The sequence below is a fragment of the Anaerolineales bacterium genome (assembly GCA_037382465.1).
GTDB lineage: Bacteria > Chloroflexota > Anaerolineae > Anaerolineales > E44-bin32 > WVZH01.
Map to the genome: position 1 here is coordinate 1 of JARRPX010000009.1, position 13,710 is coordinate 13,710.

11 protein-coding genes are annotated in these 13,710 nt (G+C 55.9%); 8 read left to right on the forward strand and 3 right to left on the reverse strand.

Annotation, left to right across the window (positions count from 1 at the left end):
- Positions 1 to 75: 75 nt before the first annotated feature.
- Positions 76 to 966 carry an alpha/beta fold hydrolase gene (locus P8Z34_03955; GenBank protein MEJ2549818.1) on the forward strand — a complete coding sequence of 297 codons (891 nt, stop codon included), beginning with the start codon at positions 76 to 78 and terminating at the stop codon, positions 964 to 966.
- Positions 967 to 1,064: 98 nt separating this feature from the next.
- On the opposite strand, the gene P8Z34_03960 is transcribed toward P8Z34_03955, so the two are convergent.
- A complete protein-coding gene (locus P8Z34_03960) occupies positions 1,065 to 2,384 on the reverse strand; it encodes a CpaF family protein (GenBank protein ID MEJ2549819.1) in 1,320 nt (439 codons plus the stop codon).
- The gene (locus P8Z34_03965; GenBank protein ID MEJ2549820.1) at positions 2,377 to 2,673 is read right to left on the reverse strand and encodes a hypothetical protein; all 297 of its coding nucleotides are present in this window, start codon (positions 2,671 to 2,673) and stop codon (positions 2,377 to 2,379) included. The genes P8Z34_03960 and P8Z34_03965 overlap by 8 nt, the downstream gene beginning before the upstream one ends.
- Positions 2,674 to 2,984: 311 nt before the next feature.
- Here P8Z34_03965 and P8Z34_03970 point away from each other — a divergent pair, with 311 nt between their 5' ends.
- The 5 genes from P8Z34_03970 to P8Z34_03990 all read left to right on the forward strand — a co-directional run bounded on the left by P8Z34_03970 (position 2,985) and on the right by P8Z34_03990 (position 9,865).
- A complete protein-coding gene (locus P8Z34_03970) occupies positions 2,985 to 3,884 on the forward strand; it encodes a DegV family protein (GenBank protein MEJ2549821.1) in 900 nt (299 codons plus the stop codon).
- Between the two features lie 297 nt (positions 3,885 to 4,181).
- Complete coding sequence (locus tag P8Z34_03975; GenBank protein MEJ2549822.1) at positions 4,182 to 5,054, forward strand: ABC transporter ATP-binding protein; 873 nt, start codon at positions 4,182 to 4,184, stop codon at positions 5,052 to 5,054.
- Positions 5,055 to 5,062: 8 nt separating this feature from the next.
- Positions 5,063 to 5,866, forward strand: a complete 804-nt coding sequence (locus P8Z34_03980; protein ID MEJ2549823.1) for an ABC transporter permease subunit — start codon at positions 5,063 to 5,065, stop codon at positions 5,864 to 5,866.
- Between the two features lie 11 nt (positions 5,867 to 5,877).
- On the forward strand, positions 5,878 to 6,672 hold the full coding sequence (locus P8Z34_03985) for an ABC transporter permease subunit (GenBank protein MEJ2549824.1): 795 nt from the start codon (positions 5,878 to 5,880) through the stop codon (positions 6,670 to 6,672).
- Between the two features lie 667 nt (positions 6,673 to 7,339).
- Positions 7,340 to 9,865: a NosD domain-containing protein gene (locus tag P8Z34_03990; protein ID MEJ2549825.1), complete on the forward strand. Its 2,526-nt coding sequence runs from the start codon at positions 7,340 to 7,342 to the stop codon at positions 9,863 to 9,865.
- Between the two features lie 189 nt (positions 9,866 to 10,054).
- On the opposite strand, the gene P8Z34_03995 is transcribed toward P8Z34_03990, so the two are convergent.
- The gene (locus P8Z34_03995) at positions 10,055 to 10,942 is read right to left on the reverse strand and encodes a hypothetical protein (protein MEJ2549826.1); all 888 of its coding nucleotides are present in this window, start codon (positions 10,940 to 10,942) and stop codon (positions 10,055 to 10,057) included.
- A 257-nt stretch (positions 10,943 to 11,199) separates the two neighbouring features.
- Here P8Z34_03995 and P8Z34_04000 point away from each other — a divergent pair, with 257 nt between their 5' ends.
- Both P8Z34_04000 and P8Z34_04005 read left to right on the forward strand, forming a co-directional pair.
- A complete protein-coding gene (locus P8Z34_04000; GenBank protein MEJ2549827.1) occupies positions 11,200 to 12,162 on the forward strand; it encodes a glycoside hydrolase family 130 protein in 963 nt (320 codons plus the stop codon).
- A gap of 39 nt (positions 12,163 to 12,201) precedes the next feature.
- Entirely contained in the window at positions 12,202 to 13,560 is a 1,359-nt protein-coding gene (locus tag P8Z34_04005) for a GH1 family beta-glucosidase (protein ID MEJ2549828.1), read from the forward strand.
- The last annotated feature ends 150 nt before the right edge of the window (positions 13,561 to 13,710 follow it).

A 13,710-nucleotide genomic window follows, 5' to 3' on the forward strand; every position in this document is an offset into this window, starting at 1 on the left:
TTTCATCGCAGGAGCAGTTACAATCACGGGTTCTTTGTTCGTCAGTGAAGTTGTGTTTTGTATCTGAATTGGTATATGTCAAAAGAAGGTATAACAATTTTATCCAGCCTCATTTTCAGTCTTTCGGTGGTCTCTCTTGGTGGTCCGATCTTGGGAGAACTGGTGGCGACGCTGCCACCGTTTTTTAATGTCAAGAACGCCATCCGATCCGCACAAGAATTGGGATTGGCGTACGAAGAAGTATCCTTTCCTACGGGCGACGGTATCATCCTGCGAGGCTGGTATTTTCCCGTCGAAGGCGCGGATGCACCCGCCGTTCTGTATGCTCCCGCCACGTCGAAAGATCAACGCTCCGGCCTATCCCTGGTGCTCCCGCTGCACGAGGCGGGATTCAACGTGCTGCTCTTCAGCTACCGCGGCTACGGCATGAGTGACGGCAACATCCATGGTTTTTCCTACGGCGCACGCGAAAGTCTGGACGTGGATGCAGCAGTACGATACCTGCACCAGGAAAAAGGGGTTCAGAGAATCGGCGCACTCGGCCACTCCGCCGGCGCAGTATCGATCATCCTCAGCGCCGCACGCAATCCCGGCATCGACGCCGTCGTGGCCGCCTCTCCCTTCCGTTCCATGGAAGAAATATGGAACACGAACCGTCCGGCTATCATCCCTCTGCCCCTGTTCGAGCTGATGATCCGCACGTCGGAATTTCTGAAGGGCTTCTCGAGGGATCAGGTCCGGCCGCTCGACGTGATCGCCGACATCGCGCCCCGCCCGCTGCTGATCATCCACGGCATCGACGACAAACGCATCACCATCGAACAAGCGCAAGCCCTTTTCGACGCCGCCGCAGAACCGAAGCAAATGTGGTTGTTCGAGGACATCGGCCACGCGCAGGTTCGGACGGTCGTGATGGACGAGCACATCGATGCGATCATCGCATTCCTCGACGATGCGCTGAACTGACTTACACGTTACAGCCACGATAACCCATTTTCACATCGAGGTGAATCAAACGAGGGCTGCCCTTGAGGGCAGCCCTCTAACGTTTGAACTCGACTGCGTCAGCGCCGGCGCGTACGGTGCGTTATGGTCGCATCACCGACTCCGAACACCTGCGCGGATAAATCGTAACCTGCCTGGACCAGTCTTTTCCCGAACATGGGACGCAAACCGGTCGGCTTGAGTACTCCGTGTACTTTGCCGTTTTCCGAAGCTTGCTGCTCCTCGAAGGTGAAGAGATCGCTCATCACCACGGTCTGACCTTCCATGCCACAGACTTCCGAGACCCCCGTCACTTTACGGCTGCCGTCGCGCAGACGCGTCTGCTGCACGATCAGGTCCACGGCCGAGGCGATCTGCTCGCGCACGACTTTGAGCGGCAGGGGCACGTCTGAGATCAGCGAAAGTGTCTCCAGGCGCGAAATCGCGTCGCGTGGGGAGTTGGCGTGCACCGTCGTCAGGGAACCGTCGTGGCCCGTGTTCATCGCCTGCAGCATGTCCAGGGCTTCGCCGCCGCGCACCTCGCCGACGATGATGCGATCGGGCCGCATGCGTAATGCGTTACGCACCAGGTGCCGGATGGGCACTTCTCCCCTCCCCTCCACGTTGGGTGGTTTCACTTCCAGACGCACCAGGTTGCTGTGGTGCAGGCGCAGCTCGGCCGCGTCCTCGATCGTGACCAGGCGCTCACCCTCGGGAATGAACTCGGAGAGTATGTTGAGCAGCGTGGTTTTTCCCGATCCCGTACCGCCGGAAACCACGATGTTCAGCCGGGCGACGACGCAGGCCTCCAGAAAATCCGCCACGTGCTGCGTCAAGGAATTGAAGCGCACGAGGTCTTCCACGCGCAGGCGCTCCCGGGAAAACTTGCGGATTGTGACGCTCGGACCGTCGACGGACACCGGAGGAATGACGGCGTTGACACGCGAGCCATCCGGCAATCTGGCATCCACCGTCGGATTATCGGCATCGATGCGGCGGCCCAATGGGAGAATGATGCGGTCGATGAGCCTGAGAATTTCGCTTTCGTCCCGGAAACGTATCGAGGACACCTCCAACCGGCCGTCGCGCTCGATGAACACTTGCCCCCCACCGTTGATCATGACTTCGCTGATGCTGGGATCGTCCAGCAGCGGCTGGATTTCACCGTACCCTAGCAAATCGTTGGCGACCCGCTGGAAGACCTGTTCGCGCAGACCTTCAGATAAATGGATTCCGGCTTGCTCGTATACATCGTGCAGCAGTTGGTCGACGGCTTCATCGTGGGATTTACCGTTCGATCCATTTTCCAACTTCGCAGAAACCTGTTCGGTAAGCCAGACGGTCAATTTCGCCAGCGTCTCTGCATCCACGCTCTGCGCCACCGGCTGACGATTAATCATCGCCGGCCTCCTCCAGATCTTCCGCTGGCACGATCCACAGGATTTTCTGCTTGTTGACGGAGATGAATCCGGCCTCGAACTTCTCATCCTCCCGAATTACCCGGGCATCCGTAACCGGTAAAAATAAATCCGACTCGTTGATTTCATCGCTGAGCCGGTTTGCAGGATTTAGATGGATCGTCCCGTGGATGCGAGTGTCGAGGCATTGGATGATCACTCGCAGCGGGGTTTTCGACACGACTTCCGTAAAGTATTTACCAAAGGTTTCAACCCGCGTCATCGCTACCATGCACCTCTCTAAATTTTTATACTTCGCAGCTTGCGTATGGGGAATTGGATCACACTTACATTCGATCCATACATGATGCCATCTTATCAGACAAGGATAGCCCTGCGACCTTACAGTTCTTTTACAGGGAACTCCCCGGCTTTCTATGCGCCGGCGAATTAAGCGTCGTCAGGATGGATACAACGGGAAGCTTCGGTTGGGGTTAATCATGGTAAATCGTGCGATATTGTGCGAAAATGATAGCGGCAAGAGACGGCACTGCGGCTGATGAGAACACTGCGCCGTCCAGATGCACGAAAAGAGGTCGAATGATGAGCACCAAACAGCGCGTTCAAGTTGTTACCGACATGGGCTGTTCCTTCCGGCCGGGGGACCCAGAGGTACAGGAATGCGGTATTTCGCTCATACCGCTTCAGCTTGCCATCCTCGAGAGTGGTGTATGGAAGACGAAGCAGGAGACCGAGATCGAGCCAGGGCAGTTTTACAATATCATGCAGCGCATGATCGTCGAGGACGGTGAGCTGCCAAAGACGTCGGGCTTAAGTCCGGGCATCGCCCGCGACATCTACCTCAATCTGTTCCGAGAGAAGGATGCGGAGGCCGTTTTTTCCATCCACGTCACCAAAGCACATTCCCAGGCCATGTCTGCGGCGCTCATCGGCGCTCAGGAAGCGAAGAAGGAAGCCGGGGAAGACCTGCCCATCGCTGTGATGGACTCGAAGTCGTTATCGCTGGGGCAGTATTGGATTGCCAAGCACGCCGCCTGGTTGGCGCAGAAAGGCGCCGATCTGAAATCCATCATCGACGAAATCTCGCAGCTCATTCCCAAGATCGAGGTTCTCGTCGTGCTGGAGACGTTTGAAAATCTGAAGAAAGGCGGCCGAGCGGAGCAGATCAAAGGCATGCTGGCTTCGATGTTCTCGGCGATCTCCATCCATCCCATCCTGGCGGTTAAAGAAGGGAAATTGGATCTGTTCGGCCGGGCACGCAGCGCCAGCAAAGCGAGGAAGAAAATCGTTGACATGATCGGCGACATGGGCGATATGATCAAGATGGGTGTGATCCACACCAACGCGCCGGCGTTGGCCGAAGAGGTGAAAACCTCGGTCGGCAACTTCTTCAAGGAGAAAATTCCGATCGTGGATGCCGGTCCGGCGCTGGCCACGCACGCCGGTGAGCGAGCGGTCGCCGTCGTCGCCCAGAAGAAGTAAGAGAAGCAGAATCTGCAGGAACACAAGCTAAGCCAGTCCGAGTTACCCAAACGCAGCGTATTGCAGTTGGCAAGTGCATACGCTGTTTTTTCGTTTCGAATGATCTCCGGCGCAGCGATGAGAGACATCCGGGCTGCCGCTCGCGGCAGCGCGGGACGCAATACGAGGATCGTCGTTCATCCCGCCTGCTTCTCCTTCGCGGCGGGATCACATGGGCGATCGTTCGGTAGTACAATCCTCGTATACCGCTCGAGAAGGCAAGGCTGAGCCTCTTGCATCGAGATGAGGAGAAAAAGAATGAGCGTCATCGAAATCAATCATCTGACCAAGTATTACGGCAAGGCTCGGGGCATCATCGATGTCACGCTGAACATCGAAGAAGGTGAGATTTTTGGTTTCATCGGCCCCAACGGCGCGGGGAAATCCACGACGATCCGCCTGCTGTGTTCGTTGATCTATCCCACCAGCGGAGAGGCCAAGATATTCGGCAAGGATTGCATCAAGTATGGCCCCGAGATCCGGCAGGAAATCGGCTATCTGCCCTCGGAGGTCTTCTATTACGACCGCATGAAGGTCATCGATCTGCTCAAATACTCTGCGAGCTTCTACAAGAAGGATTGCAGCGACCGCATCCAGGAGCTGGCAGATATCATGGAACTGGACCTGAACCGCAGGATCGACGACCTCTCCTACGGAAACAAGAAGAAAGTGGGCATCGTTCAGGGGCTGCTGCACTCACCCAAAGTGATTTTTCTCGACGAGCCGACCGCCGGGCTCGACCCGCTGATCCAGCACAAATTCTTCGACCTGATCCGCGACGAAAACAAAAAGGGCGCCACGGTCTTCTTCTCGTCGCACATACTTTCCGTGGTGCAGAAAATTTGCAACCGCGTGGCGATCATCCGCGAGGGAAAAATCGTCGAAATCAAGGACATCAAGACGCTGCAGCGAGAGAATTATAAGAAAATTACCATCGTCGCCGACGGCGTCGACGGAGCAGGCTTCCAGATACCCGGTGTGACCCATCTGGAGACACAAAACAACTCGGTGAGTTTCTTTTTCAAGGGCGACATCAACGTGCTTACGAAGAAGATCGCGGCGTTGAAGGTTAACGACGTGGCTATCGAAGAACCTACGCTTGAAGAAATCTTCATGCATTACTACGAGTAGGTGCGAGCATGAACATTTTCTTGCACGAATTCAAACAAAATATTCGCTCCGTGGTCACCTGGTCCGTTTCACTGGCGATATTGATCTACGTCTTTTCCACACTCTATACCGGCTTTGCGGCACAAGCGGAGCTTCTCAACCAGACGCTGGAAAAGTTCCCGAAAGAATTTTTAATGGCCTTCGGCATGTACGGCATCGATATGTCCACCGTGCTCGGCTTTTTCACCCTGACCATCGTCTTCTGTCAGATTTGCGTCTCCATCCAGGCGGCCAATTACGGTTTTTCCATGGTCTCCATCGAAGAGCGGGAGATGACGGCAGATTTCCTCATGACCAAACCCGTCGGGCGTGCAAAGATCATGAGCAGCAAGCTGCTCGCCGCCATCGCCAGTCTGGCCATCACCAATCTTGTCGTTTGGGTGAGCAGCTACGTGTTCATCAATCTCTATCGGGGTGGAAGGCCCTACGATGGCAAGACATTGAGTCTGATGCTCTTGAGCATCGCGTTTATGCAGCTCTTCTTTCTCACCGTCGGCATACTGATTTCGCTGCTGCCGAAGAAGATCCGCAGCGTCACCCCGTATTCGATGGGCATCGTGTTTGGTCTTTACGTGTTGAACGCTTTTAGCGACATGATCGGTGAGGATACGTTGTCCTACATCTCACCGTTCCGGCAATTCGATCCAAACAACATCGTCCGCAGCGGAAGTCTCGACATGCCATTAACGCTGGCCAGCGTGGTGGTTATCCTGCTTTCCGTCGGTCTGAGCTATCTGATTTACCAGCGAAGAGACATCCATACGGCGGTGTGAGGAGGCCAACCATGAATATTTTCCTCAGAGAACTCAAAGCCAATCTGCGTTCGCTTTTAATCTGGGCGGTCCTCATCGTTCTCTTCATCTGGATCGCCATGACCAAGTTCTCCGCCTATGCGAACAACCCGGAGATGCTGAAAATATTGGACAACATGCCTCCCGCGCTGTTGGAAGCCTTCCAGATGAACGCCTTCAATCTGACCACGGTCACGGGTTTCTTCGGCGTATGCTTCACTTACTTCGCCCTGCTCAGCACGGTTTTCGCCGCCATGCTGGGCAGCGACATCATATCCAAGGAGGAACGGGACAAGACCGTCGAATTTACGCTCACGCTGCCCGTTCCGCGTTGGAAGCTGGTGACTGCCAAGATCATGGCCGCGGTGGTACACAGCATCGCCTTTCTTCTGATCATCTGGGGCGTATCCCTGATCAGCGTCATCCCGTACCATCCGGACCACGAGTTCTACAAGTTCGTCGCTTTATGCATGCTGGCCCTGGTGATCATGCAGTTCACCTTCCTCGCCGTGGGTATTTTTCTGGGCTGCGCGCTGAAGCAGTACAAACGCGCCGGTTCGATCGCCGTGTCGCTGCTGCTCGCCACGTACTTCATGTCGATCATATCCGGCCTGGACAAGAAGCTGGATTTTCTGAAATACTTCTCACCCTTCAAGTATTTCAATCCGGCGAAACTGCTGAACGAGGCGCATCTGGATATGCTCTACGTGTGGATCTCGCTGGGCATCATCGCCGTCTGCATCATCGCTGGTTACATTACCTATAACCGGCGAGATTTGTATATTTGATTCTACGGTCAGGTTTACAACTTGCATTTACATTAACTGTAGGGGCCGACCTGCGCGTCGGCCCTTTCTTTACATCGATTCGATCCGGGCGGACCCCTGTGTCCCCCCTACACGGCATCCATTCGATCCATGTAGGGACGACCCGTCGGGTCGCCCTTACACGTCAACTCCCCCAAAATATTGGGCGATCATGGACTGGAGCGTCCCAATGTGACACCTTCATAGAAGGTTATAAGGGCGGTTCGCGAACCGCCCCTCACACTTAAATTCTTCTCATCCTGAGCGGAGTGAGCTTCGAAGAGGCGAACGAAGTCGAAGGACGGCTGACCTTCTGATTATGAGGGATGAATACCTTCCTTCAACTACGGGCTTTGCCCTCCGCTTAGGATGATGAAAATAGGAAACTCACCTGATGTCCTCACACGCCAAATTATTGAATCATTGCATGGTCGGGTTTGGAACCCGACCCTACAAGCTGGATCGCCAATCCAAAACTCGCTTGTAGATTCTGTCACAAAAAAGCCCTATAATCCGTTACATACAATGAAGTGAGTACCAACGATACCTTCGCCTCGATTCGGTTGTGCATCCACACTTCCACGAACCGGACCGACGAAGCTCTTATTTTGCCATTTGCCAGGGATCGCGTCAGAATGGGAGGGACCGTATGAAACCCCAACGAATTCGTCATGGTCTGTATGCATTATTACTATTGGGAATGACAGGCTTGTTCGCCTTACCGCTGCCCGCGGAGGCCAGCACCTTCGTTGTTAACACCTACGACGACCTCGACGACGGGCAGTGCGACTCAAACCACTGCTCGCTGCGCGAGGCGATCAACGCCGCCAACGCCAACAGCGGCCCGGACGAGATCCACTTCGATCTTCCAGGATCCGGAGGATCCAACACCATCATCTATCTCACCTCTCCGCTTCCTGCCCTGACCGACGACGCTACGACCATCGACGGCACCACGGAACCAGATTACGCCGGGTCGCCGGTCTTTGGCATCCAGGATGGTATGCCCGGGATCGAGGTTGGGCTTGATCTTCAGTCCAATGACAACATCATTCGTGGATTGAGCCTGAATGGCTTTGGTACTTTCCCACCAGAACAAGTTTTTGATTTTCATGATCCGATTGGAAGCGCAATCCTCGCAGCCGGAAGCGGAAATCTGATTCAGGAAAACCGGATCGGCTCGGGAGCGCTGCAGAACGCCGTAGGCGTGCGTATCTACGGCGCGCACAACAGCGTTATTGGGAACGTGATCTCCGGCAATGGCATTGGTGTTTACAGCGACGGCTCGAGCACCGAAATCCGGGGCAACATCATCGGCCCTGCAGCTGACGGAGTCACGCCAGTCTATAACGACTACGGCATCGTACTTGATTCAGGTGCTCTAAGTGCCGATATCGGGGGAGTAGGCCCCGGGGAGGGCAATCTAATCTCTGCTAACGAGATCATTGCCATTCTCTCCCAATCGGCTGACAACCAGATCCACGGCAACCTGATTGGGGTCGACGCCACAGGCACTGCGCCTTTACCGAACTACTACGGGGTTTCCATACAAGGAGCGAATGCCTGGATCGGCGGCAGCCTACCCCAGCACAGCAATGTGATCTCCGGTAACGAACGTTGGGGGATTGCTGTAGAACAGGGCGGGCAGAACGCCGTGATCCAGGGTAACAAGATCGGCACCGATATAAGCGGTTCCGTGATGATACCGAACCAGGCGCAGGGCATTGTATCTTCAGCGGATGGCGTCGTGATTGGCGGGACCTCCCCGGGCGAGGGAAATCTGATCATGGGAAATGCCGGTCATGGCGTAAATATCGCCGATGGTGCCAGCGGTAATCTCGTCGCGAAAAACACGATTGCGGATAACGGCCAGGACGGCATCTACCTCAATAGCGCTATTCCCTACTATGGTTATTTAACTCAGAATACATTCACACAAAATAGTATTTACAACAATGGTGGGCTGGGTATCACAATCATGCCTGGACACAATGGCAATATCCAACCTCCACAAATCACCTCCCCTCAGGACTCGACGATCGAAGGCATAGCGTGGTATTCATGCAAGATCGAGATTTTCCGCGCCGAGCCCGACCCCTCTGGTTATGGCGAGGGGAAAGTGTTTCTCGCTGAAGGCTACACCACCGAGACAGACGACACCTTCAGCATCCCTATCAGCAGTCCTGGCTATTGCTTCATGATCACCGCAACAGCGACGGATAGCTTAGGAAATACTTCGGAATTCTCACAAAACGCCACCGCCAAGTGCTTTGTCAAACCGCCCGATATCTTTCTCTATCCCATTTGGGTCTTCATCATCGTGGTCTTCGCGTTCATCGCCTGGCGCATCCGCCGCAGGCGACCCGGCATGCCCGCATGGAGCATCCCCATCGGCGGGTTGACCGGCGGCGTGATTGCCGCGGTCATATTCACCGCCCTGCCCTTTTACGAGCCACAAACCCCGCAAGAAGCTCCCATCTGTGGCAACGGCGTCGTCGACTCTGGCGAGCAGTGCGACGGCAATGACCTCACCATGTGCCTCGAGGGTCAGGTGTGCGAGAACTGCAAATGCATCACCTACCTGGATCAATGCGGCAACGGCGTCGTCGACTCTGGCGAGCAGTGCGACGGCGACGACCTCACCATGTGTCTCTCCGGCCAGGTGTGTGAAAACTGTAAATGCATCACCATGATGGGCATGTGCGGGAACGGAGTCGTCGAGCAAGGCGAGCAGTGCGACGGCGATGACCTGACCATGTGCCTCTCCGGACAGGTCTGCGAGAACTGCAAGTGCATCACCTACGTCGAGGCCGACCCGGAAATTTGCATCTATGAGGCGCTGCAGAACTCCAACTGCCGGGCGAGTGACTATCCCGAATCCGACCTGGTCGAGATCCTGATGGAAGGAGACAGTGCCGACCTGATCGCCCTCAACTCCGAATACACCCACGGTCTGTTCGAGCTCGAGAACGGGAAACAGTGCTGGGTCTGGCTGGGTTTGATGGGCGGGGACGAGAATCCCTTCGGCAACTGCCCCGTGGAGATCATCAATCCGCCGGAGGCGCCGCGCGAAAGTGCTTGCAGCTCCGATTTGGACGAGCGTGAATGTATCGCCGCGGGGGGCGAGTGGACTGAAGGCATGGCGGCACCGTACTGCGCCTGCCCGGAAGAATAACTGCGAAAACGAGGCCGCACAGCACTATTATTTCTTTTTATGGACGCCCCGCCGGATTGTCGCAACACGACACATCCAAGGAAAATTGTAAGGGCGGTTCGCGAACCGCCCCTACGCGCCATCCTTTTAATTCATGTAGGGGCGACCCGATGGGTTGCCCTCACACAGCAACCCCCGCGTGGAAACGATCTATTCGCCCTTGACCACGGCAAGGATATCTTTCATATCATCGTCCCATACGACGCCTTCATAGACCTGCCAGCGTTCGACGTGTTCGACGCTTTGTCCAGGTGCGAGCTCCGTGATCGGCGCCAGCGTCTCCAGCTCGATGAAGTGCGGATTACAGTAGCATTGTGAAGGGCTTCCGAAATCGAAATACGCTGCCTTGGGGTCGTAAGCAGCCCGTTTTACAAAGAGCGTGCCTTCGACCCAATAGGCGAGCCATCCCGCCGGATTGGTGAAACCGACTTTTTGGCTGCCCTCCTGCATCTGCGCCCGAATTAAAATCTGCTGGTTGCCCCAGGTGATGTGCGGCGAATTGATGTCGGTATACGGCCAGAGCACAAACGAGCGGTCGGGCAGCGTGGGATTGTCCGGATTCCCCCCGCCGTAGAGGGGCAGGATGCCGACTCCGCCTGGAATCAACTGCGTAATCGCCCAGGGTGCGATAGTCCAATCCTGTTTGCCCTCGTTCGTGATCGTGTGGCGCACTCCGACCTCGGCCTTGTCCTCGATCAGGCGGATTTCAAGTTCTTTCCGGAGTCCCGTTTGCACCTCAACGTCCTGCGTGATGTGCACGCCGTTATCTATGGCCTGCGCCTGTACCGGCGAATCGTCCGGCAGGTAAGTAACGCGCGGTTCTTCCGGGGCGTACCAGAGCCGGTGCCCGCCGTACAGGTGGAACGGCCCTACACCGGGGCAATCCAGGGTGATATCCGGGAGTTCGGCGAAAAGATTGTCACCGCGCTGCGTCTTCAGCGAGAGCACCCGTGGACCAACGGAAACGGATACGAGCAGCGTCAGACTTTCGTTGGCGATCTCCACACATCCAACATTATTGAATTTAACATTCTTCATGAATACTCACCTCCGGGCACGGATTCCTCACACTTTAGTATGATTTGGACGCAAAGCCATTATACCCGCCAAGCGGGTAAAATCCACCGGATGAGCGGTATGGTAACATTACATGCTGTGCATCGCCCGGGGAATCGTGGGACGGCGCAGTAGAGCAACACTATTCCCAAAGCAAGCCTGCGGCGCGATGTTTAAGAGAGGACTTTCCGCTCGCTTCCCGTGGCTGGTTCAGGAAGAGACACTTAAGGAGATATCGCATGGCAAAAACCAATATCCCCTGGGAAGCGCGGCCCGCGGGCTGCTCCGACGTTATCTGGCGCTACAGCAAGAACCCGATCATCCCTCGCGATTTGATCCCCTCATCGAACAGCATCTTCAACAGCGCCGTCGTTCCTTATGAGGACAGATTCGCAGGTGTGTTCCGCGTGGACAACAAGAAGCGCGAGATGAATCTCTACCGCGGCTTCAGCGATGACGGCCTGGATTGGAAGCTGGATCACGACCCAATCGCATGGGAATTCACCGATTCCGAACTGTCCGAGTTTTCCCACCGCTACGATCCACGCCTCGTCTGGCTCGAGGATCGCTACTACGTCACCTGGTGCAACGGCTACCACGGCCCGACGATCGGCATCGGATACACCCAGGATTTCGAGAAATTCCACTTTCTCGAAAACGCACTTCTGCCCTTCAACCGCAACGGCGTTCTTTTCCCCAGAAAAATCAACGATCGCTACGTGATGCTCAGCCGCCCAAGCGATAACGGTCATACGCCTTTCGGGGATATTTTCCTGAGCCATAGCCACGACATGATCCATTGGGGGAGGCATCGCTTCGTGATGGGAGTGGCCGGCGGCTGGCAGAGCACCAAGATCGGCGCCGGGCCCATCCCCATCGAGACGCCTGAAGGCTGGCTGCTCTTCTATCACGGCGTTCTTACCTCCTGCAACGGTTTCGTCTACAGCTTTGGTGCAGCCCTGCTCGATCTCGAGCAGCCCTGGAAGGTGATCCGGCGCGGCGAGCCCTATTTGCTCTCCCCGCAAAGAGACTACGAATGCGTCGGAGACGTGCCCAACGTGACCTTCCCCTGCGCGGCACTGTACGACGAGTCGAACGGCCGCATCGCGATCTATTACGGCGGCGCGGACACCGTGACGGCGCTCGCCTTCACGCAGCTCGAGGACGTTCTCGATTTTCTGGAAACCCAATCCATGGTTTAATGCCCACCAATACAAAATAGAGTATGAACAGGGATAACGATGGATCACAATTCCAACAACGAAGCAGCATTTGATTTTCCTGAGAATTTCGTCTGGGGTGTCGCCACTTCGGCCTATCAGATCGAGGGCGCCTGGAAGGAGGACGGGAAAGGCGAGAGCATCTGGGATCGTTTCTGCCACACACCCGGCAACATCGAGAACGGCGACACGGGCGACGTCGCTTGCGATCACTATCATCGCTGGCGGGAAGACGTGACATTGATGGCCTCGTTAGGCATTCCCGCCTACCGCTTCTCGATATCGTGGCCGCGCATCCTGCCCTCCGGGAAGGGAAAAGTCAATCAGGCCGGATTGGATTTCTACAACGCCCTGGTCGACGGACTTCTCGAGGCGGGAATCGAGCCGTACATCACCCTCTATCACTGGGATCTCCCCCAGGCTCTTCAGGATCGCGGCGGATGGCCAGCGCGGGACACGGCGAAGGCCTTTGCGGAATACACGCATGTGGTAACCCGGCATCTTGGCGACCGTGTGCGCAATTGGATGACCCTCAATGAACCTCACGTCAGCGCTTTTATGGGCTATCTTCAAGGACGCCACGCACCGGGTCATAAAGACATGGATGAAATGGTCGCCGCTTCCCATCACCTGCTTCTGGCGCACGGTTTGGGCGTTGCAGCCATACGCGCCAACGTTCCCGACGCGAACGCTGGCATCGTGCTCAACCTTTACCCCGTGCACACGGCCTCCCCAAGCGAGGCGGATGAGGAAGCGGCACAAATGGTGGACGGCGCCGTCAACCGCTGGTACCTGGATCCCGTCTCCGGGCGAGGTTACCCGGAGGACGTGGTCGATAATTTCGGTAGAAAGATGGATTTTGTCTTCGAGGGAGATCTGGAGAAAATTGCCGCGCCTCTGGATTTTCTGGGCATCAATTACTACTTCAGGATCATCGCCAGGAGCGAGGAGATTCCGGAGCGCGAGAACGCACCGCGCACGCTGTCTCCCTCCAACGACATGACCGAAACGGGCTGGGAGATCTATCCACACGGATTGTATGAAATCCTGGATCGCATACGTCGTGAGTACACATTTCCGTCCCTCATGATCACGGAGAACGGCGCCGCACTTGACGACCACCTGGATACTTCAGGGAAAGTCGACGATCCTGACCGAATCCGCTTCGTCGGCTCGCATCTGAGAGCGGCCGCACGTGCGATTCAGGACGGCATCCCGCTGCGTGGCTACTTCCATTGGACCTTCACCGACAATTTCGAATGGGGACACGGATTTTCGAAGCGGTTCGGCCTGGTTTACACGGATTATGAGACTCTCGAACGCATCCCAAAGTCCAGCGCCTACTGGTACCGGGACGTGATTTCCAAGAACCAGGTCTGAGGCCGAATCCCGGAAAGTGAGCGGAGACCGCCGCAAGCGCCGGAAAGAGCCGATTCGTTCGTCATCTGGGGAGCTCTCGAACGAAAACTTTGTGCAACGAGCAGGAAATGCAGGGATCGTAAGCGCGCACGAGCATCTGCGCCAGCAGGC

Excerpts from the sequence above, each read along its gene's own strand:
- P8Z34_03960 (MEJ2549819.1), bottom strand. The coding sequence starts at position 2,384 with ATGATTAATCGTCAGCCGGTGGCGCAGAGCGTGGATGCAGAGACGCTG.
- P8Z34_03965 (MEJ2549820.1), bottom strand. The coding sequence starts at position 2,673 with ATGGTAGCGATGACGCGGGTTGAAACCTTTGGTAAATACTTTACGGAA.
- P8Z34_03980 (MEJ2549823.1), top strand. The coding sequence starts at position 5,063 with ATGAACATTTTCTTGCACGAATTCAAACAAAATATTCGCTCCGTGGTC.
- P8Z34_03975 (MEJ2549822.1), top strand. The coding sequence starts at position 4,182 with ATGAGCGTCATCGAAATCAATCATCTGACCAAGTATTACGGCAAGGCT.
- P8Z34_03985 (MEJ2549824.1), top strand. The coding sequence starts at position 5,878 with ATGAATATTTTCCTCAGAGAACTCAAAGCCAATCTGCGTTCGCTTTTA.
- P8Z34_04005 (MEJ2549828.1), top strand. The coding sequence starts at position 12,202 with ATGGATCACAATTCCAACAACGAAGCAGCATTTGATTTTCCTGAGAAT.
- P8Z34_04000 (MEJ2549827.1), top strand. The coding sequence starts at position 11,200 with ATGGCAAAAACCAATATCCCCTGGGAAGCGCGGCCCGCGGGCTGCTCC.
- P8Z34_03990 (MEJ2549825.1), top strand. The coding sequence starts at position 7,340 with ATGAAACCCCAACGAATTCGTCATGGTCTGTATGCATTATTACTATTG.
- P8Z34_03970 (MEJ2549821.1), top strand. The coding sequence starts at position 2,985 with ATGAGCACCAAACAGCGCGTTCAAGTTGTTACCGACATGGGCTGTTCC.
- P8Z34_03995 (MEJ2549826.1), bottom strand. The coding sequence starts at position 10,942 with ATGAAGAATGTTAAATTCAATAATGTTGGATGTGTGGAGATCGCCAAC.
- P8Z34_03955 (MEJ2549818.1), top strand. The coding sequence starts at position 76 with ATGTCAAAAGAAGGTATAACAATTTTATCCAGCCTCATTTTCAGTCTT.